This is a genomic window from Streptomyces roseochromogenus subsp. oscitans DS 12.976 (assembly GCF_000497445.1).
GTDB lineage: Bacteria > Actinomycetota > Actinomycetes > Streptomycetales > Streptomycetaceae > Streptomyces > Streptomyces oscitans.
The window spans coordinates 1,646,981-1,670,738 of sequence record NZ_CM002285.1 but is presented as its reverse complement, the minus strand read 5'-3'; the positions used below and the strand labels follow the sequence as shown (position 1 = coordinate 1,670,738).

Sequence of the window (23,758 nt, the reverse complement as noted above, 5' to 3'; positions counted from 1 at the left end):
ATGTGATCGGATAGGGACACGGAAGACCCCGTAACGGGATCCCATGCGAAAGGAACCATCGTGGCCACCACGCGCACCGCACACACCGTCTGGGAAGGCAACCTGCTCGAGGGCAACGGCGTCGTCACCTTCGACTCCTCCGGCATCGCCCAGCAGCCGGTCACGTGGGCCTCGCGCTCCCAGGACGCGAACGGCAGGACCAGCCCCGAGGAGCTGATCGCCGGCGCCCACTCCAGCTGCTTCTCCATGGCCCTCTCGCACGCCCTGGCCGGCGCCGGCACCCCGCCCACCCGGCTCGAGACCAAGGCCGACGTCACCTTCCAGCCCGGCGAGGGCATCACCGGCATCCACCTCACCGTGCGCGGCGAGGTGCCCGGCCTGGACGCCGAGGGCTTCGCCTCGGCCGCCGAGGACGCCAAGAAGAACTGCCCGGTCAGCCAGGCCCTGGCCGGTACGACGATCACCCTGTCGGCCGAGCTGGCCTGACGCTCGTACGCCGATGCCGCGTCCCAGGTCAGGGGGCGCGGCATCGCCGTTCCCGGCCGCTGGGGCATTGACAGCGCCGTACGCACGTCTTCTGCTGATAGTGACGCCCTGGCGGAAGGGGACGAACCATGGCACGCGCGGTCGGGATCGATCTCGGGACGACGAACTCGGTGGTCGCCCTTCTGGAGGGCGGCGAGCCCACCGTCGTCACCAACGCGGAGGGTGCGCGGACCACACCGTCGGTGGTGGCGTTCGCGAAGAACGGCGAGGTACTGGTCGGCGAGGTCGCCAAACGGCAGGCTGTGACGAACGTGGAGCGCACCGCCCGCTCGGTGAAACGGCACATGGGCGACCCCGGCTGGCGCTTCCCCGAGCAGGGCTCCGTCGACGGCACCCGGCTGCGCGCCCAGGAGCTGTCCGCGCGGGTGCTGCAGAAGCTGAAGCGGGACGCGGAGGCCTACCTCGGCGAGGACGTCACGGACGCGGTGATCACCGTACCCGCGTACTTCGACGACGCCCAGCGCCAGGCCACCAAGGAGGCCGGCGAGATCGCGGGCCTCAAGGTGCTCAGGATCATCAACGAGCCGACCGCCGCCGCCCTCGCCTACGGCCTGGACCGCGGCGAGGAGCAGACCGTGCTGGTCTTCGACCTGGGCGGCGGCACCTTCGACGTGTCCCTGCTGGAGATCGGTGACGGCGTCATCGAGGTGAAGGCCACCAACGGCGACACCCACCTCGGCGGCGACGACTGGGACCAGCGGGTCGTCGAGCACCTGGTGAAGCGGTTCAAGGGGGGTTACGGCACCGATCTGGGCGCCGACAAGATGGCCGTGCAGCGGCTGCGGGAGGCCGCCGAGAAGGCCAAGATCGAGCTGTCGTCGTCCTCGGAGACCACGATCAACCTGCCCTACATCACCGCCTCGGCCGAGGGCCCGCTGCACCTGGAGGAGAAGCTGACGCGGGCTCAGTTCCAAGAGCTGACCGCCGACTTGCTCGACCGCTGCAAGAAGCCCTTCCACCAGGCCGTGCAGGACGCCGGGATCCAGCTGTCCGCGATCGACCATGTCATCCTCGTCGGCGGCTCCACCCGGATGCCCGCCGTGACCGACCTGGTGCGCGACCTCACCGGCAAGGACCCGCACAAGGGCGTCAACCCCGACGAGGTGGTCGCCGTCGGCGCGGCCCTCCAGGCCGGTGTCCTCCGCGGCGACGTCAAGGACGTGCTGCTGCTCGACGTCACCCCGCTGTCCCTCGGCATCGAGACCAAGGGCGGCATCATGACCAAGCTGATCGAACGCAACACCACGATCCCGACGCGCCGTTCGGAGATCTTCACCACCGCCACCGACAACCAGCCCTCGGTCGGCATCCAGGTCTACCAGGGCGAACGCGAGATCGCCGCCTACAACAAGAAGCTCGGCGTCTTCGACCTCACCGGGCTGCCGCCCGCCCCGCGCGGCGTCCCGCAGATCGAGGTCGCCTTCGACATCGACGCCAACGGGATCATGCACGTCTCGGCGAAGGACCTGGCGACCGGACGCGAGCAGAAGATGACGGTGACCGGCGGATCGGCTCTGCCCAAGGAGGACATCGACCGCATGATGCGGGAGGCGGAGCAGTACGCCGAGGAGGACCGCAACCGTCGCGAGGCCGCCGAGACCCGCAACCAGGCCGAGCAACTCGTCTACCAGACCGAGAAGTTCCTCCGTGACAACGAGGACCGCATCCCCGCCGACACCAGGTCGGAGGTCCAGGAAGCGGCCACGGAACTCAAAGGGCTCCTGGAGCGGAACGCGGAGACCGGCGAACTCCGTACCGGCGTCGAGAAACTCGCCACCGTCAGCCAGAAGATGGGCCAGGCCATGTACGCGAACGCCGCCTCCGCCGGCGGCGAACGGGGCCCGGCCACGGAACAGGGCACCCCCGCCGACGAGGAGGGCGTGGTGGACGCGGAGATCGTGGACGAGGACAAGGACACCAAAGGAGGCGCGGCCTGACCGCAGTTGTAGCCGTCACCGCCCGCGGAAGAGAGCCTGGCGGCCATGCCCGGCCGGCACGAGGGTCGTCATGGGCGCACCCCGGTGTGCGCGGTCGGCAGTGTGGCGCATACCGCGTCCAGGACGGCTGCATACGGTGTCCCGTAGTCGGTCAGCCGGATACGCAGCCGCTCCAGCCCGTCGCGGTATTCGGTCAGCAGGCTGGTGTCGCCGGTCCGCGCGGTGAACTCCAGCACCGCCGGCAGGAAGTCCGGCAGCTCTTCGACGCTGAACTCCAGGCCGTGCGCGCGGTAGACGTCCTTGAAGCGGACCAGGGACATGCCGCGCCGGCGGGTGTCGCCGTCGTGCCACCAGCTCAGGTACAGGCTGTGCCGGTTCTTGAAGTCGAAGACCTCCGCATAGTGCGCGGCCAGCTCCCGTGGCGGTGTGATCGCGGCGTGGTCGGTGAACGTCCGCAGCTGCGGGGCGGCTTCGCGCAACAGGGGCAGCCGGGCGATCAAGTCGGCGTCCGGGTAGGTCAGGCAGAGCGCCGCCGCCTGGTACAGCACCGCGTCCGAGGGCATCAGACCTCCTTGGCGTCGGCCGGGTCGTCGGAGGTCTGCCGTCTGCTCAGGCTGTGGAGGGTCTCCACGGACACCAGCGGCAGGCTCCGGCGCCCGGAGTCCGGCCGAACGGGCCGTCGCCGCCCATGCCGGGCCCCCCGTCGTAGTCGAGGCCGCAGCCCGCGGGGAGCCCGGAAACGGCTGTCTCCTCCAGGCGCCGGGCGTCGCCGACGGCAGCGGTCGAGATGGCGTACCGGCACGACCTTCTGCCCCCGATAGCGGGCCTCCGCCATCCGGTGCGCGTCCGGGGTGCGGGTCACCGGCACGTTCGAGTCCCACATCATCGGATACGCGGCGTCCCACCAGTCGCCCGGCTCCGGTACGCCGGGCTGGTCGCCGAAGACCTGCGGGGAGGCCACCGGAAGGCCGGCGTACCAGTCGTAGAACGACAGCATCGGCGCGCCGGTCAGCGAGTGGTAGCGGGCGCCGGCCGCGTGCGGCGCGATCGGCATCGCCGGGATCGGCGAGAAGCCGGCGACGCGGTCCGGGCCGTGGGTCCCGATGGTGTGCACCTGTGCGGCGGCGACGATCTCCACCGCCTCGGCCCAACTCGCCCGCACCAGGCCGCCCTTGCCACGCACCTGCGGGTAGCGCACCCGGGTGGGGGAGCAGGTGTACCGGGAGAACGCGGCACCGCGCGGGCAGCCCTGCGGCTCGTACTCGGGGCGGTCCGGGCCCACCGAGGTGTAGTCCGTCTCCTGGGTCTCCCAGGTGATGATGCCGTCCTTGACATACACCTTCCAGCGGCGGGAGCGGCCGGCGGCCGGCAGGGCAGCGCCGGGTTCCCTGGGCGGTGTCTGCGTGTCGGTCACCTGTGCTCCCTCGGCTCACCCCGTGGTCAAACCTAGGGGTGAGCGAGGAAGCCCACCTGTTGCACAGACCCGTACGGGTCATCCGGGCCACCACACGTCCTCAGCCGGCCAAGTGGCTGCGGCCAAAGGCGACGGGGAGGCCCCGAACCGTCACTCCGGTGGAGCGGGGGCCCCGCGCGGGCGCCGCACCCGGCGTCCCAGATCGTCCGGACAGCGCGACGGGCCAGGCGAAGTGATCCGGACGGAATGTCACAAGGCCTTGCGGAACTCCCGCAGCAGCGTCCGCGTGCGCTGCGTCGACGCGGCCCGCGCCGTCATATGGTCCAGCACCTCCAGGTGCGCGGCGACCTCACGACGGGAGTCCAGATACAGCGCGCCGGTCAGATACTCGGTGAACACCATGTCCGGCAGCTCCGGCTCGGCGAACCGGAACAGCGTGAACGGCGCGTACGTCCCCGGATGCGGGCCCGCCGCGAACTCGGCGACCTGCAGCGTGACCCGGTCCCGCTCGGCGTACTCCAGCAGCTTGTCCAGCTGGTCCCGCTGCACTTCGGGCCGTGTGCTCACCGGGCGCCGGAGCACCGTCTCGTCCATGATCACCCACAGGTGGGGCGGGTCGTCCCGGTCCAGCAGCCGCTGGCGCTCCATACGCAGCGACACATGCCGTTCCACGGTCCCGGGCGAGGTCTGCCCGATCGTCCCGGCCTCCAGCACCGCCCGCGCGTAGTCCTCGGTCTGCAGCAGACCGGGTATGAAGTGCGGCTCGTAGGAGCGGATGATCCGGGCGGCGCCCTCCAGGCTGACGTACAGGCTGAACCAGTCCGGGAGCACGTCGTGGAACCGCTGCCACCAGCCCGGCTGGTTCGCTTCCTCGGCCAGCCGCACGAACGCGGCCGCCTCCTCCTCGGCCACCCCGTAGGTGTCCAGCAGCACCTGCACGTAGGGGATCTTCAGCGCGACCTCGGCCATCTCCATCCGCCGCACGGTCGCCGACGCCACCCTGAGGACCCGGGCGGCCTCCTCCCGGCTGAGGCCCGACGCCTCGCGCAGCTCCTGCAGCCGTTTGCCGAGCACCACCTGGCCCACAGTGGGCGCAGCCCGCCGCTCACTCACGCCACGCCCTCCCCTGTGCGCCGAGACACCCCGGCAGTGTGCCACGTGATCCCCTTTCGCACACGGTTCCGAGGGGGCAGGGGACGCGGAGGCGCGGTCAACCGGCCAAGCTGTGCAGGTACTTGGCGGTCGCCGGGTCGGCCGGCAGGAACGTCTCGATGGCGAGCTCGGCGACGGTGACGTCCATCGGCGTGTTGAACGTGGAGATCGACGACACGAACGACAGGACCCGGCCGTCGTGCTCGATGCGCAGCGGCAGCGCGAAGTACGCGACGGACTCGGCCGGTTCGTCGTCCGGCGCGTCCTCGGGCACCGGATAGGCGGCCACCTCCTCGTACAGGGCGCGCAGCTGGTCCGAGCGCCGCAGGGCGATCTGCCGCTCCATCTGCGCCAGCAGATGCCCGCGCCACTCGCGCAGGTTGCGGATGCGCGGCGCCATCCCCTCCGGGTGCAGGGTCAGCCGCATCGCGTTCGGCGCCGGCGACATCAGCTTCTCCGGCACGCCCTCCAGCAGCAGCGTGATGCCCCGGTTCGCGGCGACGACCGTGTAGCCCGCGTCGACCACCAGCGCCGGGTAGGGCTCGTAGCCCTGGATGAGGCGCTCCATGCCGTCGCGCAGCGCGTCCAGCGCCGGGTCGTCCAGCGGGGTCTCCGGGTAGTGCGGGGCGTAACCGGCCGCCAGCAGCAGGGAGTTGCGCTCGCGCACCGGCACGTCCAGATGCTCGGCGAGCCGCAGCACCATCTCCTCGCTCGGCCGGGACCGGCCGGTCTCGACGAAGCTGATGTGCCGGGCCGAGGAGTCGGCGCGCAGCGCCAGCTCCAGCTGGGAGACCCGGCGCCGCTCCCGCCAGGCGCGCAGCAGCGGGCCTACGCCCTTGCCGTCGGCGGGGGCGGTGGCGGACGCGGAGGGGCCAGAGGCGACAATGGTCATACATCCGACCGTAGTCCAGGAGTTGCGGAGAATCCCATGCACGAGCCGCCCGCGCAGCCATGGCCGGCGTCATCCCGCCAGATGTCCCTGCAGGCCGCGGCCGTGTACCGGGCCAGGGTCCGCGGCTGTCTGCTCGGCGGTGCGCTCGGTGACGCCCTCGGCTACCCCGTGGAGTTCTCCTCCCTGGACCGGATCCGCGCCACGTACGGTGCACGCGGCGCCACCGGTCTCGTGCCCGGCGCGCACGGAGCGGTCGGGCTGATCAGCGACGACACCCAGATGACCCTGTTCACCGTCGAGGCCCTGATCCAGGCGCACGCACGGGAGCGCGTGAAGGGCATCGGCGGCGCCTGGCCCCAGCTGCTGCGCCAGGCCTACGAGCGCTGGCTGGAAACCCAGTCCAAGCCCGGCCCGGTCACCCAGGCCCAGCCCGGCACACCGGCCGGGGCACCGGCCGGCGGCCTGGTCACCGAGGCCTGGCTGTACTCCCGCCGCGCCCCCGGCAATGCGTGCCTGTCCGGCGTCGCCCAGATGTACGCGCCCGACCCCGCACTTCCGCTCGACGGCACGCCCGGCGAGGTCAACCCCGACTCCAAGGGCTGCGGCACGGTCATGCGCTCGGCCCCCTTCGGCCTGGTCAACACCGCCGAGGGGGCCTTCGCCATGGCGGCGCGCGGCGCCCAGATCACCCACGGTCACCCCACCGGCTACTACGCGGCGGGAGCGTTCGCCGCGATCGTCGCCCACCTCGTCGCCGGGGACTCCCTGGAGGGCGCGGTGCTGCGCACGCTGCGGCTGCTGGATCGGCACCGCGGCCACATGGAGACCACGGCCGCCCTGCGCGCCGCCCTGGACCTCGCCGAGGGCGGGGCACCGACGGCCGAGAAGGTGGAGTCCCTCGGCGCGGGCTGGGTCGCCGAGGAGGCCCTCGCGATCGGCGTCTACTGCGCCCTCGCCGAGCCCCGCCCCGAGCAGGCGCTGCTGCTGGCCGTCAACCACTCGGGCGACAGCGACTCCACCGGCTCCGTCTGCGGCAACCTGCTGGGCACGCTGCACGGCGACACCGGCCTGCCGCACAACTGGGTGGCCCAGGTGGAGGGCCGGGCCCGCATCGCCGCACTCGCCGACGACTTGGCGGCGGAGTACGAGCGGAGCTGACGTGGCAGGCTGACCTCATAGCCGCACCCGCACCTGCACCCGTACCCGCACCCCGCCGTCCGCCGTCTCGAAGGGAGATCCGGCCATGGCCGTAGAACCGCTGTCGCAGAAGGAGATCGAGGACCGGCTGGCGGAGCTGCCCGGCTGGTCGGTGGAGGGGAACCAGCTCACCCGCTCCTACCGTCTCGGCTCGCATGTCGCGGCGGCGGCGCTGGTCATGCACATCGCCGCCGTCCAGGATGAGCTGGACCACCACTCCGACCTCACCTTGGGCTACAACACCGTCTCCCTCAGCGTCCACACACACAGCGTGGGCGGCGCACTCACCGCGAAGGACTTCGCGCTCGCCCGCAGGGTGGAGGACATCGCCCCAGGTCACGGCGCACACTGAGGTGCGTGCTCGATTACGACAAGGAAGCCGACGCCTATGACGCGTCCCGGGGCGGCGAGGCTCGTGCCGCGGCGGCCACCCGAGCGGTCCTCGGCCTCATCCCCGAGGGGCGCGGCCATCTCCTCGACGTGGCGTGCGGCACCGGCATCGTCACCCGCCGCCTGGCCGTCGGCCGTCCCGCGCTGCGGGTGACGGGCGCCGACCTCACCGCCGCCATGATCCGCCGGGCGCGGGCCCGGCTGCCCGGCGCGATCGTACGGGCCGACAGCCGTCGGCTGCCCTTCCGTACCGGCACCTTCCACGCGGTCACCAGCATCTGGCTGCTGCACCTGCTGGACGGCCCCGAGGACGTCCGCGCGATCGTCGCCGAGTGCGCCCGCGTGCTGCGCCCCGGCGGTGTCTACGTCACCACCGTCGACAAGGCCTCGGCACACGACGTCGGCAGCGACATCGACGCCGTCCTTGCTCCCCGCCCACGCCGTACCGCCCAGGACGCCGCCGCCACCGTCACCGGGCACGCCGCCCGGCACGGTCTCCGGCCGGCCGGCGACACCGCGTTCCCCGGTGTCGGCCAGGGCCGCAGCCCGCGCGCCACCATTGCCGACCTGCGCCGCGGCTGGTTCACCCTGCTGCCACCGGGAGAGCCGCGCACCGAGGAGTTCGCCGCCCGCCTGTCCCGCCTCCCGGACCAGGACCGCCCGCGCCCCGACCCGGTGTTCGCGGTGCGCGCGTACCGGAAGCCGGCGGCGGGTTGAGGGCGCGGGCGGACAACGCTCGGGGCCCGCTGTTCGAGAAGCTCCGCGGTTCTCCGCGCAGTTCCAGCAGCTGATGCAGAACTCCTACCCGCCGCTGTCGTGACGCCGGTGTGGTGACTGTCCGCCGGGACCCTGGCCGTTATCCGGCGAGGCCCCGGCGGATCGCGAGCTCCACCGGCGAGTACGCCCCGTCGGCCCGCTCCAGTGCGCACGGCACCGCCGGATGCAGCGGCGGCTGCGCCATGAAGCGGGGCCGGGTGCCGTGGTGCGGCTGGGCCGCGTGCACCAGGAAGGGATGGCACAGGTAGACGTCGCCTGGACGGCCGGTGGCGTACGCGAGCGGGCGGTGGGCCGAGGCCCGGTCGAGCAGGGGGCCGAGTTCCAGGATGGAGGCCCCCGCCTCGCCGTACGGCTCCAGCAGCGGTGGCACATCCAGGTGGGAGCCGACCCGGATCCGGGTCGGGGCGTCGGCTTCGGTCACGTCGCTGAACAGGAACAGCATCAGCAGGGCGCGGTCCCTGGAGCGCAGGTTGGCGAAGTACCGCTGCTCGCCCTCGGGGAGGTAGCTGCCCTCGATGTGCCAGCCCGCGTCGTCCGGCTCCTCCGGGTGCGGGAAACGGAGCGGAAAGGTGCCCAGCGCATACCGCGGCTCCCACCGTCCCGCGCCCACGAGCAGGTCGAACGCCTCATGCAGAGCAGGGGAGTTGGCAGCGGCGGCGAACGGTCCCTGCGCCATGCCGTTCACCCGCACCACCGGCTCCTTCCACGTGTCCGGGTCGTCCGGCTCGTACCCCGTCTCCCGCCACAGGAGCCGTGCGCAGTCCGCGGCGACGCGCGAGGGGAAAGCGCCTTCGATCTTCACGAAGCCGTCGGTGAGGAAGCGCTGTACCCGTTCGTCGTCCATGATCGACATGGTGGCTCCGTCCTCGCTCCCACGCACCTCGTTTTTTTGCGGCACCGGCAACGAAAGTGGCATCGGCCTGTACGCCGTCGCACGCTGGCCGCATCCGAGCGAGAGGCTGATCCCCATGACACAAGACCAGCACGACCACCACGGCCACGACGGGCACGACCACGGACACGGTCATGGCCACGGCGGCGACGTCGACTGGGCCGCGATGGCGGCGCTGCTGGAGGCGGAGGCCGAGGTGCACAGCCCGGCGTACGCGCGCGCCCTGGCCTGGCTGGGCAAGGAGGTGACCGAGCCCGGTCTGATCGTGGACGCGGGCAGCGGGCCGGGAGTCATCGCATGTCTGATGGCCGAGGCGTTCCCCGGCGCACGCGTGGTCGCCGCCGACGCCTCCGCGCCGCTCCTGGAGCGCGCCCGGGCCCGGGCCGCCCGGCAGGGTGTCGCCGATCGCTTTGACACTCTCGCCGGTGAACTTCCGGAATCGCTCCGGGAGTTGGAGTACCCGGCGGACCTGCTGTGGGCCAGCCGCAGTCTGCACCACCTCGGCGACCAGAAGGCCGCGCTCACCGCGTTCGCGGCCCGGCTCGCCCCCGGCGGCACGCTGGCCATCCTGGAGGGCGGTCTGCCCAGCCGCTATCTGCCCCGCGAGATCGGCTTCGGCCGTCCCGGACTGCAGGCCCGCCTCGACGTGGCCCAGGAGGAGCGTTTCGCCCGGATGCGTGCCGAGCTGCCCGGCGCGGTCACGGAGACCGAGGACTGGCCCGTCCTGCTGTCCGCGGCCGGTCTGAAGCACACGGGCAGTCGCAGCTTCCTCCTCGACGTGCCCGCGCCCGTCCCGGACCGGGTCCGCGCCTTCGTCGTCGGCGCGCTCACCCGTGCCCGGGAGATCCACGCCGACGCCCTGGATGCGGAGGACCGCGCCACCCTCGACCGTCTCGTCGACCCCGCCGATCCCGGCAGCGTCCACCAACGCCCCGATGTCTTCGTCCTGACGGCACACACCGTGCACCGGGCCGTACGACCGGTCTGACCGAGGCCGCCGTACCCGCAGCAGCACTTGACTTCGAGAGTGCTCCAAGTGATGGACTCCCCGTCTCATCGTCACCCAAGGGGGAACTCACATGAACGACTCTCCGGTCGCACTCATCACCGGCGGCGCCACCGGCATCGGCGCCGCCGTCGCCCGGCAGTTGCTGGCCGCCGGTCACCGGGTCACCGTCACCGGCCGTACCGAAGCCCGGTTGCGGGACTTCGCCGACGGGCTCGGGAATCCCGGCGAACTGCTGACCGCCGCCGGTAACGCGTCGGCCTTCGACGATGTACAGGATGCTGTCGACCGTACGCTCAAGGCGTACGGCCGACTGGACACCGTCGTCGCCAACGCCGGCTTCGCCACCCACGACACGGTGGCGGAGGGCGACCCGGCCGGCTGGGGCGAGATGGTGCTCACCAACGTCCTCGGTCCGGCCCTGCTCATCCGGGCCTCCGTCGAGGCCTTGAAGGAGACCCGCGGACGGATCGTCCTCGTCGGCAGCGTCGCCGGGTTCGTGAACACCCCGGGCAACCTCTACGGCGCAACCAAGTGGGCGGTCACCGGGCTCGCCGAGAACACCCGGCGCCAGGTCACGGAGTTCGGGATCGGAGTGACGCTGGTCGCCCCCGGCCGGGTGGAGACCCCGTTCTGGGACGGCCTCGGCAGCCTGCCTCCGGGGCAGTTGCTGACCGCGGACCAGATCGCCGACTCGGTGGTCTGGGCGATCCGGCAGCCGGCCGGGGTCGACGTCAACACCGTGGTCGTACGTCCGCTGGGGCAGCCCAACTGACGTACGACGCAGGTCAGTTGCTGGCCAGGAACTGCTTGGCCAGCTGGTCGCCGAGGGAGACCGCGGCGCTGTGGCTCTCGATGGGGGAGACCTTGGAGTTCTTGAACAGGATGTAGGTCACGCCGGAGTCGGCCCCGCCGGTCTTCGGGTCGGGGTCGATGCCGAGCGCCTTGGCGGTGGCGTACGACGCCTCACCGATGATCTTCGTGGGGCCGGTGTCACCGACGACGGCGTACTCCACCTTGTTGTTGTAGATGACCGCGACCACGCCGCCGCCCTTGATGCCGGCGCTGGAGTAGTTCCAGATGCTGCTGGCGCTGGGCACCACGACGTAGGGCAGCGACTCCGCCCTCAGCGGCTTGCCGTCGGACTGGTGGAAGGCGGTGTCGTTCTGGTACCAGGGGTCGCGGCTGCTGTTGCAGTTGGTGGTGGTCTGGCCGTCGCAGTCGATGTCCATGTCGGCTTTCCAGAACACCGCGCCGTTCTTGCCGCACACGGGAACCGTGGCCGGCGTCTCGTCGTCGGTCTTGTATTTGCCGTTCGATATCTGCGAACAGGAGGTCACCTTGGCGAGCAGGTCGGCCGCGCTGACCGAGCCCTCCTGGGCGGAGGCCGGGGCGGTCCGCGCGGCAGCGCCGGCGGACGCGTGCGCGGGCAGCACTCCGGCGGCGAGCAGTGCGGCACCGGAGGTGGCGGCAAGGGTCAGGGTTCGAAGGCGCACGGATGGAAGCCCTTCTGTTAGGAAAGTTTCCTTACCAGTGCGGTACACCGTGGCCTTGTGTGCATGTCCCCGTCAAGACTCCGGTTGCGAACTCCCGAATCCTGTGCGTATTGCGGTGATTTGCGGTGGTGGCAAGACTAAAGAAAGGGACTTTCCGTAAATACCTGCCGCCGTCGGCCGACAGGGTCACGGCTCCGGGAGGCGAGGGGCATGTTCGTACGAACGGTGTACGCGACCGGTGATCCGGCGCAGCTGGGCACGGCGCTCCGGGCCCTGAACACCCGGGGCCACGACCTGCTGGAGGAGCGGCCCGGCTACCGGGGCGCGGGGGTCTTTGTCGACCGCGACCTCGGCAAACTCCTCACGGTCAGCTGGTGGGAGTCCGCGGAGGCGCGCCACAACAGCGACGAGGTGATGAGCGTTCGGCGGCCGGAGCTGCTGCAGCCCTTCGCCGCGACCGTCGCGGTCGAGAACTACGAGGCCGTCGTCTTCCATCCGGGGCAGCGCACCCTCGCCGGCGGCGGGCTGCGGGCCGCCCGGCTGGAGTTCGCGCCGGCGGACGCGGACCTCGCCACCGACACCTTCCACGCCGGCGTGCTGCCGCGGCTGGAGGTCCTGCCCGGTTTCGCCGGGGCGGCGCTCTTCCTGGACCGTGAACGCGGCCGTGGCATGTCCGGTGTCCTCTTCGCCGACCGTGGCTCACTCGCGGCGTCCCGGGCCGGCCAGGCTTCGGTCCGGCGCGAGGGCACGGCCAAGGCGCACGTCACGGTGGTCTCCCTGGAGGAGTTCGAGATCGTCCACGCGGACGTACGGGGCAACTGAGCGACGGCGCCGGAGGCGGCGCGCGGCCGTCCGCCCCGCTCTGTGCGGGCGGGGCGGACGGCTGTGCGAGGTGCGGCGGGTGTCAGGCCATGTCGAAAGTGGCCGGGTCGGGGCCCAGTCGCCGGTCCTCGTTGAGCGCGCTGATCGCCGCGAGGTCCTCGTCGTCCAGGCGGAAGTCGAAGACCTCGATGTTCTCCTTGATCCGCGACGGCGTCACGGACTTCGGGATCACGATGTTGCCGAGCTGGACATGCCAGCGCAGCACGACCTGGGCAGGCGTACGGCCGTGCTTCTGGGCGATGGCGACGATCGCCGGCACCTCCAGCAGGCCCTTGCCCTGGCCGAGCGGCGACCAGGCCTCGGTCGCGATGCCCTGCTCGGCATGGACCTCGCGGGAGGCGTGCTGCTGCAGATGCGGGTGCAGCTCGATCTGGTTGACCGCCGGGATGACCGAGGTCTCGGCGATCAGCCGCTCGACGTGCTCCGGAAGGAAGTTGGACACGCCGATGGCCTTCGCGCGGCCTTCGGCGTAGATCTTCTCGAACGCCTTGTAGGTGTCGATGTACTTGCCGCGCGACGGCAACGGCCAGTGGATCAGGTACAGGTCGACGTAGTCGAGACCCAGCTTCCGCAGTGACGCGTCGAAGGCGCGCAGCGTGGAGTCGTAACCCTGGTCGCTGTTCCAGAGCTTGGTGGTGACGAAGACGTCCTCGCGGGGCAGGCCGGAGGCGGCGATGGCCTTGCCGGTGCCCTCTTCGTTGCCGTAGATCGCCGCTGTGTCGATGCTGCGGTATCCGGTTTCCAGCGCCGTGGCGACGGCCCGCTCGGCCTCGTCGTCCGGAACCTGCCAGACGCCGAAGCCCAGCTGGGGCATCTGGACGCCGTTGTTGAGGATGATCGGGGGGACCTTGCTGCTCACGAGCCTCGTGATCCTTAGGTTGTCGACAGGTGCTACTCCATCCTCAACGATCACGCGCCGCGCCGCATTCCTGACCGCGCGATCCCTTTGGACTGACCGGTCAGTCAGTCCCGCGCGTGGAGATTCGCCGGAAACGCATCCGACGTTTTCGGTCCGGACCATTGACCGGAGCCCCGTCGTCCCACAACCCTGTATCGCGCCACCGGACGTGTCGATGAACCGGTGCATGCATGTGAACCGGCCTGGACGAGAGCCCTTCGCTGTCCGCTGTGAGCACCGCTCCGACTTCCAGACATCGGATGATCTCCGTCAACGGGACCGTCGTCGCCCCCGGTGACCTTCCAGACCCGGGTGACCATCAGCTGAGGCCGAAAGGGCCGGAGCTGACGTGGCGTCAGGTGTGGTATAGGGCTTCGACCTCGGCGTCGTACGCCTTCTCGATCGCCTTCCGCTTCAGCTTCAACGACGGTGTGAGCAGGCCGTGTTCCTCGGTGAACGGCTGCGCGAGAATACGGAAGGTACGGATGGACTCGGCCTGCGAGACGAGGGTGTTGGCGGCGACCACCGCCCGCCGCACCTCCGTCTCCAGGTCCGGGTCGCGCACCAGCTGGGCCGGGGTCATCCTCGGCTTGTTGCGCATCTGCAGCCAGTGCTCGACGGCCTCCTGGTCGAGGGTGACCAGGGCGGCGATGTAGGGGCGGTCGTTGCCCACGACGATGCACTGGTTGACCAGCGGATGGTCACGGACCCGCTCCTCCAGCACACCGGGGGAGACGCTCTTGCCGCCGGAGGTCACGAGGATCTCCTTCTTGCGGCCGGTGATGGTCAGATAGCCGTCCTCGTCGAGCGAGCCGAGGTCGCCGGTGGCCAGCCAGCCCTCGTGCAGGGTCTCGTCGGTGGCCTTCGGGTTGTTGAGATAGCCCTGGAAGACATTGCCGCCGTGCAGCCAGATCTCCCCGTCGTCGGCGATGTGCACGGTCACACCCGGGATGGCCTGGCCGACGGTGCCGTAGCGGGTGCGCTCGGGCGGGTTGGCGGTCGCGGCGGCCGTCGACTCGGTCAGGCCGTAGCCCTCGTAGATCTGCACGCCGGCACCCGCGAAGAACAGCCCCAGCCGGCGGTCCATGCCCGAACCGCCGGACATCGCGTTGCGGATCCGGCCGCCCATCGCCGTGCGGACCTTGGAGTAGACGAGCTTGTCGAAGAGCTGGTGCTGCACACGCAGCCCCGCCGACGGGCCGGGCCCGGTGCCCCACGCCTTGGCCTCCACGGCCTCCGCGTACTTCACCGCGATGTCGACGGCCTTCTCGAACGGCCCCGACTTGCCGTCCTTCTCGGCCTTCCGGCGGGACGCGTTGAACACCTTCTCGAAGATGTACGGCACCGCGAGGATGAACGTCGGCTTGAACGCGGCGAGATCGGGCAGCAGGGCGGCGGCGTGCAGCTGCGGCTGGTGTCCGAAGCGGACCTTGCCGCGGATCGCGGCGACCTCCACCATCCGCCCGAAGACATGCGCGAGCGGCAGGAACAGCAGTGTGGAGGCCTCGTCGCCCTTCTTGGAGTGGAACACCGGCTCCCAGCGCCGGACCATGGTGTCCGCCTCGAACATGAAGTTCGCATGGGAGATGACACAGCCCTTGGGGCGGCCGGTGGTGCCCGAGGTGTAGATGATGGTGGCGATCGAGTCCGGGGTGACCGCCTGCCGGTGCCGGTGCACCAGCTCGTCGTCCAGATGCGCCCCCGCGTCGTACAGCTCCTGCACACAGCCCTCGTCCAGCTGCCAGAGCTGGCGCAGCTGCGGGAGGCGGCCGATGACGGTCGCGATGGTCATCGCGTGGTCCTCGTGCTCCACGATCGCCGCGGACACCTCGGCGTCGTAGAGCATCCAGAAGCACTGCTCGGCCGAGGACGTGGGGTAGACGGGCACCACCTGGGCGCCGATCGCCCACAGCGCGAAGTCGAACAGGGTCCACTCGTAACGGGTGCGGGACATGATCGCGACGCGGTCGCCGAAGCGGACGCCGCGGGCGAGGAGGCCCTTGGCGAGGGCCAGGACCTCGTCGCGGAACTCGGTGGAGGTCACGTCCCGCCACTGCCCGGAGGCGTCCTTGCGGCCGAGGGCCACGTGCGTGGGGTCCGTCTGGGCATGCTCGAAGACCACGTCGGCCAGACCGCCTACGGGCGGTGCCGACGTGAGCGGCGGGTTGGTGAACTCGCGCAAACCTCGCTCCCCGATCCTCGCTGCTTGGTCTCGCCCGTGATGCTCGGCACAGCGCGGTGAAAGCTACCCCACGCCGTCACCGGGCGGGAGGGGGCAGGAAACCGAGCAAACCTCACGTTCCTCCCCGCTGGCGACCGGAAAATGCCCTCACATGGGGAAGGGCCGGACACAATACTGACGGGTCAGTAAGTTTCGGTGCCGTAATCTCCACCGAATCTGTACGCGTCGATTACGGCGCACACTGCCCCGATCGTCGCATACGAGACATGACCCGGCCCGGGAGGAACAGACCGGCGGGGGCGGTCACGGGAACGTACTCCCGGGACCGCCCCCGCCAGGGCGTGCCGTGGTCAGCGGCCGGCCGTCACCGCCGGTTCCGTCTTCGCGTCGGGCACCTTCCGCGGTGCGGGCCGGTCCGCTCGCACGAGCAGCAGCACCAGCGCCCCCGCGACCAGACCCGCAAGCCCCGCCAGCACCAGCGCGGTGTTCAGGCCCGAGGCGAACGCGGCGCGCAGGGTGTGTTCCGGGAAGCCGCCGCGCAGCGCACCGGCTCCGCCGCCCGCCAGCGCGTGGGCCGCGCCGCTCGGCAGCGTGCCGGTCATCCGGGAGGTGAGCACCGTGCCGAAGACGGCCACGCCGAGCGCGTACCCGAGCTGCCGGACCGTGTTCACCGCGCCGCCCGCCATCCCGGCCCGCTCCGCCGGCACTGCGGCCAGGGCCGCCCCGGCGACCGTCGGCGCGACGAGCCCGGTGCCGACGCCCACCAGCACGAACCCCGGCACCAGCGCCGTCCAGGAGGCGCCCGCGTCCAGCACGGCCTGACACAGGCTTCCGGTGCCGATCAGCAGCAGCCCGCCGCCTATGGTGAGCCGTGCCGGCACACCGTGCAGCAGCCGGCCCACCAGCACGGCGACGATCATCGCCGCCACCGTCATCGGCAGCAGCGTGAGCCCTCCGCGCACCGGCGAGATCCCCAGCAGTGTCTGCATCCAGATCGACAGATAGGGCGTCACCCCGAACGCCACCCCGTTGAAGGCGAACGCCCCCAGCATCACCCCGACGAACGCGGGGCGCCGCAGCAGCGCCAGATCCAGCAGCGGATGCGCCGCCCGCCGCTCCACCAGCACGAACACCACCAGCGCCAGGGCCGCGCACCCGAACGCCACGAGCGTCGCCGGCGCCGTCCAGCCGTCCTCGCCGGCCCGCACCACCGCGTAGGTCACCCCGCCGCCGAAGCCGGCGAACGAGGCCATGCCCGCCCAGTCCACCCGCATCCCGCGCGGGCCCCGCGACTCCGGCACCACCCGCAGGGTCAACCACACCTCGACGACGCTCACCGGCAGGTTCACGAAGAAGATCCACCGCCAGCCCGGCCCTTCGGTGAGCAGACCGCCCACCACCGGACCGACCGCCGCGGCCCCGCCGCTCACCGCGCCCCACACACCGAGCGCCGCCGACCGCTGCCTGCCCTGGTAGACCGAGCCCAGCAACGGCAGCGTCGTCGCCAGCATCGCCGCGGCGCCCACCCCCTGCAGCGCCCGCGCGGCCACCAGCACCGTCGGCGCTGTCGAGAGCCCGCAGAGCAGCGAGGCCACCGCGAACAGCACCACACCCGTCACATGCACCCTGCGACGCCCGAGCAGGTCGGCGGCGGCCCCCGCCCCGAGCAACAGCGCGGCCAGCGCCAGCGCGTACGCGTCCACCACCCACTGCAGATCGCTCAGTGACGCGTGCAGCGAGCCGGCCATGTCCGGCAGCGCCACCACCACGATCGTCACGTCCAGCAACAACATGAACGTGCCCAGGCACACAGCCGTGAGCGTCCCCCAGCTACGCATGTCTTCCCACTCCCGGTAAGTCCGTACGACAGCGTTCGATCGCTCCGTACGATGGCCCCGGCGCGGCCGATCGGACGGCTGGACGGCGCATGACCGATGGAATCCGATGGGAGACAGCATGTTGGAGCTGGAATCCGACACCTTCGATCATCTCGACCTGCAGCTGCTGTCCGCACTGGAGGCCGACGCCCGGGCCTCCTTCAGCCGGATCGCCGCAGCGCTCGGTGTCTCCGACCAGACGATCGCGCGCCGCTACCGGCGCCTGTGCGAACACGGCGGCCTGCGGGTCATCGTCCTGCGGGACGCCTCCCGGCTCGGCCAGGACCAGTGGATGTTGCGGATCCGCTGTGCGCCCGACAGCGCACTGGCCATCGCGGAGGCGCTCGCCCGGCGTCCCGACACCTTCTGGATCGGGCTCGCCTCAGGCGGCACCGAGGTGCTGTGCCTGACCCGGCCGCGCACCCCGGGCGACCACGACGAACTGCTGCTCGGCAAGCTGCCGCGCACGCCGAACGTGGTCGAGATCCGCGCCCACCAGCTCCTGCACCGGTTCTACGGCGGTGCGGACGGCTGGATCCGCAAGTTCGCCGCGCTCACCGAGGACCAGATCGGCGCCCTGCGCCCCGACGGCGAACCCGTCCCCGCAGCGGCCCGTCTCGAACCCGAGGACGAACCCCTGCTGGCCGTCCTGGAGCGCGACGGCCGGGCCACCTATCCCGAGCTGCAGCGCGCGACGGGCCGTTCGGAGTCCTGGGTCAAGCGCAGGCTGGCCGCGCTGCGCGCTTCCGGGGCGGTGTACACCGACATCGAGTACCACTCCGAGACGCTCGGCTACCCCGTCGTCGCCAGCCTGTGGATCACCGCCGCACCCGCAGCGCTGCACTCCGTCGGCGAGGCCCTGGCCGGGCACGAGGAGACCGCCTGGGTCTCCGCGACGGCCGGGCCGTCCAATCTCGTCGTCACCGCAATGACCCGCAGCACGGCCGGCCTCTACGCCTACCTGAGCGGTCCCCTCGGCGGCCTCGAAGGCGTCCAGCACGTGGAGACCACGCCCTTCCTGCGCCGGATCAAGCAGCTGACGTACCCGGTACCGCGCTGACGGACTCAGGCCCTGCCGTCAGACTCCCTCCCTCACGCTCGAACACCCTCGCGCGGGGGACCCCCGCCGCCGCCGGGCCCGCCCTGCGGGCGGACCACGGGAGTCTGGCGGCGGGGCCTAGCCGCCCCGCCGCCGCAGTCGCTCCCCGCCCGCCAGGACCGCCGCCGCCAGTGCGTTCGCGGCGTCCTCGGCGGCGCCCCGGCGGCGGCCGTGGACGAGTACGAAGTCGGTCTTTCCGAGGTCGGGCAGGCCGGCGCGGTCCGGGAGCCGGAAGAGGCCGGGCGGGATCAGGCGCCGTGAGTGGGCCATCACCCCGAGCCCGGCGCGAGCCGCCGCGATCAGCCCGTTGAGACTGCCGCTGGTGCACACGATCCGCCAGTCGCGGCCCTCGCGCTCCAGCGCCTCCAGCGCCCGGGCCCGGGTGATGCCGGGCGGGGGATACACGATCAGCGGGACGGGCCGGTCGGCGTCCAGGCGCAGCCGCTCGGCGCCGATCCACACCAGGTCGTCGCGCCAGACCAGTTCGCCTCGCGGATCCTCCGGGCGCCGCTTGGCCAGCACCAGGTCCAGCTTCCCGGCGGCCAGCTGCTCGTGCAGGGTGCCGGACAGCTCCACCGTCAGCTCCAGGTCGACCTCCGGATGGTCGTAGCGGAAGCCCTCCAGGATCTCCGGCAGCCGGGTGAGCACGAAGTCCTCCGACGCCCCGAACCGCAGCCGGCCGCGCACCCGGGTGCCGGTGAAGAACGCCGTCGCCTGCTCGTGGACCTGCAGGATCCGCCGGGCGAAGCCGAGCATCGCCTCGCCGTCCCCGGTCAGCTCCACCGCATGGGTGTCCCGGGTGAACAGCTGCCGCCCGGTCGCGTCCTCCAGCCGGCGCACATGCTGGCTCACCGTGGACTGGCGCAGCCCCAGCCGGCGCGCGGCCTGCGTGAAGCTGAGCGTCTGGGCCACGGCGAGGAAGGTGCGCAGCTGCGTCGGGTCGTACATGGCAGGCAGCCTACCCGGCTATCGGATTTCATGATGACAGTAAGAATGGTATGCGGGATTCCCGATCGACGGCCCGAGGAGGACGATGAGCGGGGGTCCTGCGGGCCTGCCGGGGGGACGACCTGTCAACAGACGTGTACAGACACGCGCACAGCAATCGGAGCACTGTGAAACGCCTGCGCCGGCCGAGTCGGATGCCGATCGACCCGTATATCGTCCTGCTGCTCGGGACCGTGGGCCTCGCCGCGCTCCTGCCGGCCCGGGGCACCGCCGCCGACGTGGCCTCGGGCGCGTCGACGGCCGCGATCGCCTTCCTGTTCTTCCTCTACGGCGCCCGCCTCTCCACCCGTGAGGCGCTGGAGGGACTGCGCCACTGGCGGCTCCATGTCACGGTGCTCGCCTGCACCTTCGTCCTCTTCCCGGTGTTCGGGCTGGCGGCGCGCGGACTTGTGCCGGTGCTGCTGACCCAGCCGCTCTACCAGGGACTGCTGTTCCTGACACTGGTGCCGTCGACGATCCAGTCGTCCATCGCCTTCACCTCGATCGCCCGCGGAAACGTCCCGGCGGCGATCTGCGCGGGCTCCTTCTCCTCCCTCATCGGCATCGTCGTCACCCCGCTGCTCGCGGCCGGGCTGCTCGGCAACAGCGGGGGCGGGTTCTCGGCGGACTCACTGGTCAAGATCGTGCTCCAGCTGCTGGTGCCGTTCCTCGCGGGACAGCTGCTGCGGGGCTGGATCGGTGGCTTCACAGCCCGGCACAAGAAGGTCCTCGGGCTGGTCGACCGCGGCTCGATCCTGCTGGTCGTCTACACCGCCTTCAGCGAGGGCATGATCCGGGGCATATGGCACCAGGTCAGCCCCGCGCGGCTCGGCGGCCTGCTCGTCGTCGAGGCCGCCCTGCTCGCCGCGATGCTCCTGCTGACCTGGTACGGCGGCAAGGCACTGGGCTTCGGCCGGGCGGACCGGATCGCCATCCAGTTCGCCGGCTCGAAGAAGTCCCTCGCCTCCGGACTGCCCATGGCCAGCGTCCTGTTCGGCGCCCATGCCTCCCTCGCCGTACTGCCGCTGATGCTGTTCCACCAGATGCAGCTGATGGTGTGCGCGGTCATCGCCAGGCGCCGGGCGGGGGACCCGGAGCGGGTCCCGGGCGCGGTCGCCGGTTCAGCCGCTCACATGGTCGAGGGGCAGCCACAGGACCGTGTCCTTCGGTGACCGCAGCGCCGCCGGATCCGACAGCTCGTCGTCGGTGAGGGCCCGGTCCCACACGTGCACCTCATCGATCGCGCCAGTGTAGAAGGCCCTGCTGTCCATGCGCTGACCGATGTGCACGCCGAAGGGGGAGTTGCGGCTGACCGACCCCGGGACGTCGGCGACGGAAGACCGCATACCGTCGACGAACAACGACAACCTGCCCAAGCCTCGGCGCAGCACCAGGTGATGCCACTGGCCGTCGTTGTATGCGGTATCCGTCCGCACGTACGCGGTCTGCGGCGCGATCGCCCCGTCCCGTACCGTGATCAGCCCCTGGATGCGGTGGTTCGCCGGCTCGCCGCGCACCCACACCTGCGGCTGACCGGTGCCGACCCCGCCCATCCACAGCATCGGCTGCTCACCGCTCGTCGCCGAGTACCGGAACCACAGCGACGCCGTGAAGTCCTTGGTACCCAGGGGCAGGCTGTCGCGGTACGGCAGGCGTACGGCGTCGTCGGTGCCGTCGAATTGCAGCGCGCCGCCGAAGACCCCGGCCGTCTGCGTCGCCCCGCCGAGCACCGCGGCCGGGCGGGCGTGCCGGGCCCGGTCGGGGGTGACCGGGTCGGGGCCGCGGCGCGGGACGAGCCAGTCCTCGGCGAAGCGGGCGAAGCGGATCTCGTCGCGCGCGTCCACCGCGCCGCCCTCGTAGATCAGGCCCACCGTGTCGCCGTCGACGCGCGCCAGGTCCGAGTAGCCGGACCAGTCCGTGGTGACGACCGTGCCGCGGTCCACGCTCTCCCAGGTGCGGCCACCGTCGTAGGAGGAGCGGATCATCATCGTCCGCCGGTGGTCGGGGTCGGCGGGGCAGGCCAGCAGCAGACGGTCGCCGAGGCGTAGCAGCGAACCCTCCACCATCGGGGCGTACAGGTCCGGCAGGTCGTGGAAGGGCGCGGTGAAGCTGGAGCCGCCGTCGCGGCTGACGGCCTGGGTGCGGTGGCCGAGGTCGGTGCCGTCCTGCTCTCGGCCGCTGACCAGGATGGAGCCGTCCTGGCGCTCGGCGAGGGCCAGTTCGGAGGGCTTCTGCCGGAAGGTGCCGTCGTCGGCGATGGGCCAGGTGTCCTGGGCGCCGATGCGCCAGTGGCCTCCGTGGTCGTCGCTCACGATCAGGGCCGCGTGGTTGGCGGTTGTCCGGCTGCCGTCCCATGTCTCGGTGTTGACCCCGAAGACCAGCCGGCCCGCGTAACGGCCCCGGGTGAGCTGGATGCCGTGCACCGGCCCGGTCGCGTACCAGGAGTTCCAGTCGGCGGGCAGGATCTCCGGGCTCAGATCGCGGGGTGCGGACCAGGTCCGGCCGTCGTCGTCGCTGTACTGGATGTACGGGGTGCGGTCGCAGGGGATCGAGCAGCTGGCGCTGTCGGTCCGGCCCGTGTTGTGCGTCTCCGCGAGCCAGACCCGGCCCGTTGCGCGGTCCACGACCGGCGCCGGGTTGCCGTGGGTGTCGCCGCCGCCGTCGGTGACCACCTGCAGCGGGCCCCAGGTGCGGCCGCCGTCGGTGGAGCGCTTGAGCACGATGTCTATGTCGGCGGCGTCCCCGCAGTTGAGGACCCGGCCCTCGGCGAAGGCCAGCAGGGTGCCGTCGGTGGTCTTCACGATCGCAGGGATGCGGAAGCACGCGTAGCCGGGATCCTGGGAAGCCTTGAACAGGACCTGCTGCTCGAACTCGGGGGAGTTGGCGGGGGGTTGGGCATGTGCGGGGTGGGGTGTGGCGAGAGGCAGTGCGAACAGGGCCGCCGTCGTGCAGATGACGGCGGCGAGTGCGGTTCTCAGACGGGCGCGAAGACCTGACGGCATGGAGGGACCTGCCCTTCGTCGGCCGGACATCTGGACATCCGGACATCCCATGTCCAACGTGCGCCCCATCGAAGGTAGTTGGGGGCAGGTCGCCTCACAAGAAGTGTGCAGCACGCGGCGGGTGTGAACGCCCTACGGGCGCAGCACCACCTTGCCGAGGTTGGCCCGTGCCTCGATCACCTCGTGCGCCTTCGCCGCGTCCTGAAGTGCGAACTCGGCATGGACGGCGGGCTTCAGGGTGCCCTCGGCGAAGAGCCGCCACAGCTCCTGGCGCCACTGCTCGTACAGGTCCGGCCGGTCGCGGGCGATCAGGGCCATCTGGAAGCCGATCACCGATTTGGCGCCCACCAGCAGGTCGTACGCCTGGATGGTGCCGCCGCCCGAGCTGTAGGCGACGAGGCGGCCGTGCGGGGCGAGGGCGGCGAGGGCGGGGGTGAGCAGGTCACCGCCGACGGCATCCAGGACACAGTCGAAGGGATCCCCCCAACTGCCGTCGGCATACTGAACACAGTCGTCCGCGCCGAGCGAGCGGACGAAGTCCGCCTTGCCCGGGTCGGACACGGCTCCCACCACCCGCCCCGCACCCCGCGCCCGTGCCAGCTGCAGCGCGAGGTGACCGATCCCGCTGGCCGCCGCCGTGACGAGGACCGCCTCGCCCGGTGCCGGCCGCGCCGCCTCCAGCGCCCCGTACGCCACCAGGCCGCTGCGCACCAGCGCGATCGCGTCCACGGCGTCGGCGCCGTCCGGTATGGGGGAGGTCATGGCCTCGTGCAGCAGGGCGAAGTCGGCGTACCCGTGCCCGAAGCACATCCCCGTCACCCGGTCGCCCGGCCGGAAGCGGGTCACGCCCTCGCCGGCCGCCACCACCTCGCCGGCGATCTCCCCGCCGAGCATGATCGGCTCGGCAGCCTCGGTGACCTTGCGGACCACGGGCAGCGTGACGCCGATCGCCGCGCAGCGCACCAGCAGCTCGCCGGGGCCGGGCTCGGGGACCGGGGCCTCTTCGACGAACAGCGGGCCGCCCGTGGACTCATATCGGACGCGACGCATCGCACACCTCCAGGGCTGGTCTTCCCGGCACATCGATCGTTGGGAACACCTACGAATTCGTTGGGAGCCCCAACGGTAGCCG

General features: G+C 71.4%; 21 protein-coding genes and 2 pseudogenes. 10 read left to right on the top strand and 13 right to left on the bottom strand.

Annotated features, from left to right (window positions below):
* The first annotated feature begins 60 nt into the window (after nt 1-60).
* Together M878_RS57385 and dnaK are read left to right on the top strand one after the other, a co-directional pair.
* Nucleotides 61-486, top strand: coding sequence for an OsmC family protein (locus tag M878_RS57385; protein WP_023545556.1), 426 nt, complete (start codon nt 61-63; stop codon nt 484-486).
* A 128-nt stretch (nt 487-614) separates the two neighbouring features.
* Entirely contained in the window at nt 615-2,483 is a 1,869-nt protein-coding gene (dnaK, locus tag M878_RS57380; RefSeq protein ID WP_023545555.1) for a molecular chaperone DnaK, read from the top strand.
* Between the two features lie 68 nt (nt 2,484-2,551).
* On the opposite strand, the gene narJ is transcribed toward dnaK, so the two are convergent.
* The 5 genes and pseudogenes from narJ to M878_RS57360 all read right to left on the bottom strand — a co-directional run bounded on the left by narJ (nt 2,552) and on the right by M878_RS57360 (nt 5,941).
* Nucleotides 2,552-3,046, bottom strand: a complete 495-nt coding sequence (narJ, locus tag M878_RS57375; protein ID WP_023545554.1) for a nitrate reductase molybdenum cofactor assembly chaperone — start codon at nt 3,044-3,046, stop codon at nt 2,552-2,554.
* Nucleotides 3,046-3,281, bottom strand: a pseudogene (gene narY / locus M878_RS93830) (nitrate reductase subunit beta); the annotation flags it as partial. The pseudogene narY and the gene narJ, both read right to left, overlap by 1 nt.
* Nucleotides 3,277-3,897: pseudogene (locus M878_RS57370) on the bottom strand (molybdopterin-dependent oxidoreductase); the annotation flags it as partial. The pseudogenes M878_RS57370 and narY, both read right to left, overlap by 5 nt.
* A 249-nt stretch (nt 3,898-4,146) precedes the next feature.
* The gene (locus tag M878_RS57365; RefSeq protein WP_031224436.1) at nt 4,147-5,010 is read right to left on the bottom strand and encodes a helix-turn-helix domain-containing protein; all 864 of its coding nucleotides are present in this window, start codon (nt 5,008-5,010) and stop codon (nt 4,147-4,149) included.
* A 97-nt stretch (nt 5,011-5,107) separates the two neighbouring features.
* The gene (locus tag M878_RS57360) at nt 5,108-5,941 is read right to left on the bottom strand and encodes a helix-turn-helix domain-containing protein (RefSeq protein WP_023545551.1); all 834 of its coding nucleotides are present in this window, start codon (nt 5,939-5,941) and stop codon (nt 5,108-5,110) included.
* A 36-nt stretch (nt 5,942-5,977) separates the two neighbouring features.
* Between M878_RS57360 and M878_RS57355 the strand changes: the two genes are divergently transcribed.
* The 3 genes from M878_RS57355 (at nt 5,978) to M878_RS57345 (ending at nt 8,245) form a co-directional block, all read left to right on the top strand.
* A complete protein-coding gene (locus M878_RS57355; protein WP_023545550.1) occupies nt 5,978-7,099 on the top strand; it encodes an ADP-ribosylglycohydrolase family protein in 1,122 nt (373 codons plus the stop codon).
* Between the two features lie 85 nt (nt 7,100-7,184).
* Entirely contained in the window at nt 7,185-7,490 is a 306-nt protein-coding gene (locus M878_RS57350; RefSeq protein ID WP_023545549.1) for a 4a-hydroxytetrahydrobiopterin dehydratase, read from the top strand.
* Nucleotides 7,491-7,495: 5 nt separating this feature from the next.
* The gene (locus M878_RS57345; protein WP_023545548.1) at nt 7,496-8,245 is read left to right on the top strand and encodes a class I SAM-dependent methyltransferase; all 750 of its coding nucleotides are present in this window, start codon (nt 7,496-7,498) and stop codon (nt 8,243-8,245) included.
* Nucleotides 8,246-8,384: 139 nt separating this feature from the next.
* On the opposite strand, the gene M878_RS57340 is transcribed toward M878_RS57345, so the two are convergent.
* Entirely contained in the window at nt 8,385-9,149 is a 765-nt protein-coding gene (locus M878_RS57340) for a phytanoyl-CoA dioxygenase family protein (RefSeq protein WP_023545547.1), read from the bottom strand.
* Nucleotides 9,150-9,273: 124 nt separating this feature from the next.
* Here M878_RS57340 and M878_RS57335 point away from each other — a divergent pair, with 124 nt between their 5' ends.
* Both M878_RS57335 and M878_RS57330 read left to right on the top strand, forming a co-directional pair.
* The gene (locus M878_RS57335; protein WP_031224430.1) at nt 9,274-10,185 is read left to right on the top strand and encodes a class I SAM-dependent methyltransferase; all 912 of its coding nucleotides are present in this window, start codon (nt 9,274-9,276) and stop codon (nt 10,183-10,185) included.
* A gap of 91 nt (nt 10,186-10,276) precedes the next feature.
* Nucleotides 10,277-10,978 carry an SDR family oxidoreductase gene (locus M878_RS57330; RefSeq protein WP_023545545.1) on the top strand — a complete coding sequence of 234 codons (702 nt, stop codon included), beginning with the start codon at nt 10,277-10,279 and terminating at the stop codon, nt 10,976-10,978.
* Nucleotides 10,979-10,991: 13 nt separating this feature from the next.
* Here M878_RS57330 and M878_RS57325 read toward each other — a convergent pair whose 3' ends face one another.
* Nucleotides 10,992-11,699, bottom strand: coding sequence for a glycoside hydrolase family 75 protein (locus tag M878_RS57325; protein ID WP_023545544.1), 708 nt, complete (start codon nt 11,697-11,699; stop codon nt 10,992-10,994).
* Nucleotides 11,700-11,909: 210 nt separating this feature from the next.
* On the opposite strand from M878_RS57325, the gene M878_RS57320 reads away from it, so the two are divergent.
* The gene (locus M878_RS57320; RefSeq protein WP_023545543.1) at nt 11,910-12,521 is read left to right on the top strand and encodes a hypothetical protein; all 612 of its coding nucleotides are present in this window, start codon (nt 11,910-11,912) and stop codon (nt 12,519-12,521) included.
* An 82-nt stretch (nt 12,522-12,603) separates the two neighbouring features.
* Here the strand turns inward: M878_RS57320 and M878_RS57315 are convergent, their stop codons facing one another.
* From M878_RS57315 to M878_RS57305, 3 genes are all read right to left on the bottom strand, one after another.
* Nucleotides 12,604-13,440, bottom strand: a complete 837-nt coding sequence (locus tag M878_RS57315; protein WP_023545542.1) for an aldo/keto reductase — start codon at nt 13,438-13,440, stop codon at nt 12,604-12,606.
* A 394-nt stretch (nt 13,441-13,834) separates the two neighbouring features.
* A complete protein-coding gene (locus tag M878_RS57310) occupies nt 13,835-15,661 on the bottom strand; it encodes an AMP-dependent synthetase/ligase (RefSeq protein WP_023545541.1) in 1,827 nt (608 codons plus the stop codon).
* 350 nt (nt 15,662-16,011) lie between these two features.
* Nucleotides 16,012-17,499, bottom strand: coding sequence for an MFS transporter (locus M878_RS57305; protein WP_031224429.1), 1,488 nt, complete (start codon nt 17,497-17,499; stop codon nt 16,012-16,014).
* Between the two features lie 121 nt (nt 17,500-17,620).
* On the opposite strand from M878_RS57305, the gene M878_RS57300 reads away from it, so the two are divergent.
* Complete coding sequence (locus M878_RS57300; RefSeq protein WP_037730475.1) at nt 17,621-18,598, top strand: Lrp/AsnC family transcriptional regulator; 978 nt, start codon at nt 17,621-17,623, stop codon at nt 18,596-18,598.
* Between the two features lie 117 nt (nt 18,599-18,715).
* Here the strand turns inward: M878_RS57300 and M878_RS57295 are convergent, their stop codons facing one another.
* The gene (locus tag M878_RS57295; protein ID WP_023545538.1) at nt 18,716-19,585 is read right to left on the bottom strand and encodes a LysR substrate-binding domain-containing protein; all 870 of its coding nucleotides are present in this window, start codon (nt 19,583-19,585) and stop codon (nt 18,716-18,718) included.
* 194 nt (nt 19,586-19,779) lie between these two features.
* On the opposite strand from M878_RS57295, the gene M878_RS57290 reads away from it, so the two are divergent.
* Entirely contained in the window at nt 19,780-20,796 is a 1,017-nt protein-coding gene (locus M878_RS57290; RefSeq protein WP_023545537.1) for a bile acid:sodium symporter family protein, read from the top strand.
* Here M878_RS57290 and M878_RS57285 read toward each other — a convergent pair.
* Together M878_RS57285 and M878_RS57280 are read right to left on the bottom strand one after the other, a co-directional pair.
* Nucleotides 20,746-22,626 (bottom strand): sialidase family protein, encoded by a 1,881-nt coding sequence (locus tag M878_RS57285; RefSeq protein ID WP_023545536.1) that lies wholly within the window; start codon nt 22,624-22,626, stop codon nt 20,746-20,748. The genes M878_RS57290 and M878_RS57285 overlap by 51 nt on opposite strands.
* 132 nt (nt 22,627-22,758) lie before the next feature.
* The gene (locus M878_RS57280; protein ID WP_023545535.1) at nt 22,759-23,676 is read right to left on the bottom strand and encodes a quinone oxidoreductase family protein; all 918 of its coding nucleotides are present in this window, start codon (nt 23,674-23,676) and stop codon (nt 22,759-22,761) included.
* Nucleotides 23,677-23,758: the final 82 nt, after the last annotated feature.

Bases quoted from the DNA above. Each gene is read 5' to 3' on its own strand.
- dnaK (WP_023545555.1), top strand. From the start codon at position 615: ATGGCACGCGCGGTCGGGATCGATCTCGGGACGACGAACTCGGTGGTC.
- narJ (WP_023545554.1), bottom strand. From the start codon at position 3,046: ATGCCCTCGGACGCGGTGCTGTACCAGGCGGCGGCGCTCTGCCTGACC.
- M878_RS57360 (WP_023545551.1), bottom strand. From the start codon at position 5,941: ATGACCATTGTCGCCTCTGGCCCCTCCGCGTCCGCCACCGCCCCCGCC.
- M878_RS57355 (WP_023545550.1), top strand. From the start codon at position 5,978: ATGCACGAGCCGCCCGCGCAGCCATGGCCGGCGTCATCCCGCCAGATG.
- M878_RS57350 (WP_023545549.1), top strand. From the start codon at position 7,185: ATGGCCGTAGAACCGCTGTCGCAGAAGGAGATCGAGGACCGGCTGGCG.
- M878_RS57340 (WP_023545547.1), bottom strand. From the start codon at position 9,149: ATGGACGACGAACGGGTACAGCGCTTCCTCACCGACGGCTTCGTGAAG.
- M878_RS57335 (WP_031224430.1), top strand. From the start codon at position 9,274: ATGACACAAGACCAGCACGACCACCACGGCCACGACGGGCACGACCAC.
- M878_RS57330 (WP_023545545.1), top strand. From the start codon at position 10,277: ATGAACGACTCTCCGGTCGCACTCATCACCGGCGGCGCCACCGGCATC.
- M878_RS57320 (WP_023545543.1), top strand. From the start codon at position 11,910: ATGTTCGTACGAACGGTGTACGCGACCGGTGATCCGGCGCAGCTGGGC.
- M878_RS57305 (WP_031224429.1), bottom strand. From the start codon at position 17,499: ATGCGTAGCTGGGGGACGCTCACGGCTGTGTGCCTGGGCACGTTCATG.
- M878_RS57295 (WP_023545538.1), bottom strand. From the start codon at position 19,585: ATGTACGACCCGACGCAGCTGCGCACCTTCCTCGCCGTGGCCCAGACG.
- M878_RS57290 (WP_023545537.1), top strand. From the start codon at position 19,780: ATGCCGATCGACCCGTATATCGTCCTGCTGCTCGGGACCGTGGGCCTC.
- M878_RS57285 (WP_023545536.1), bottom strand. From the start codon at position 22,626: ATGCCGTCAGGTCTTCGCGCCCGTCTGAGAACCGCACTCGCCGCCGTC.
- M878_RS57280 (WP_023545535.1), bottom strand. From the start codon at position 23,676: ATGCGTCGCGTCCGATATGAGTCCACGGGCGGCCCGCTGTTCGTCGAA.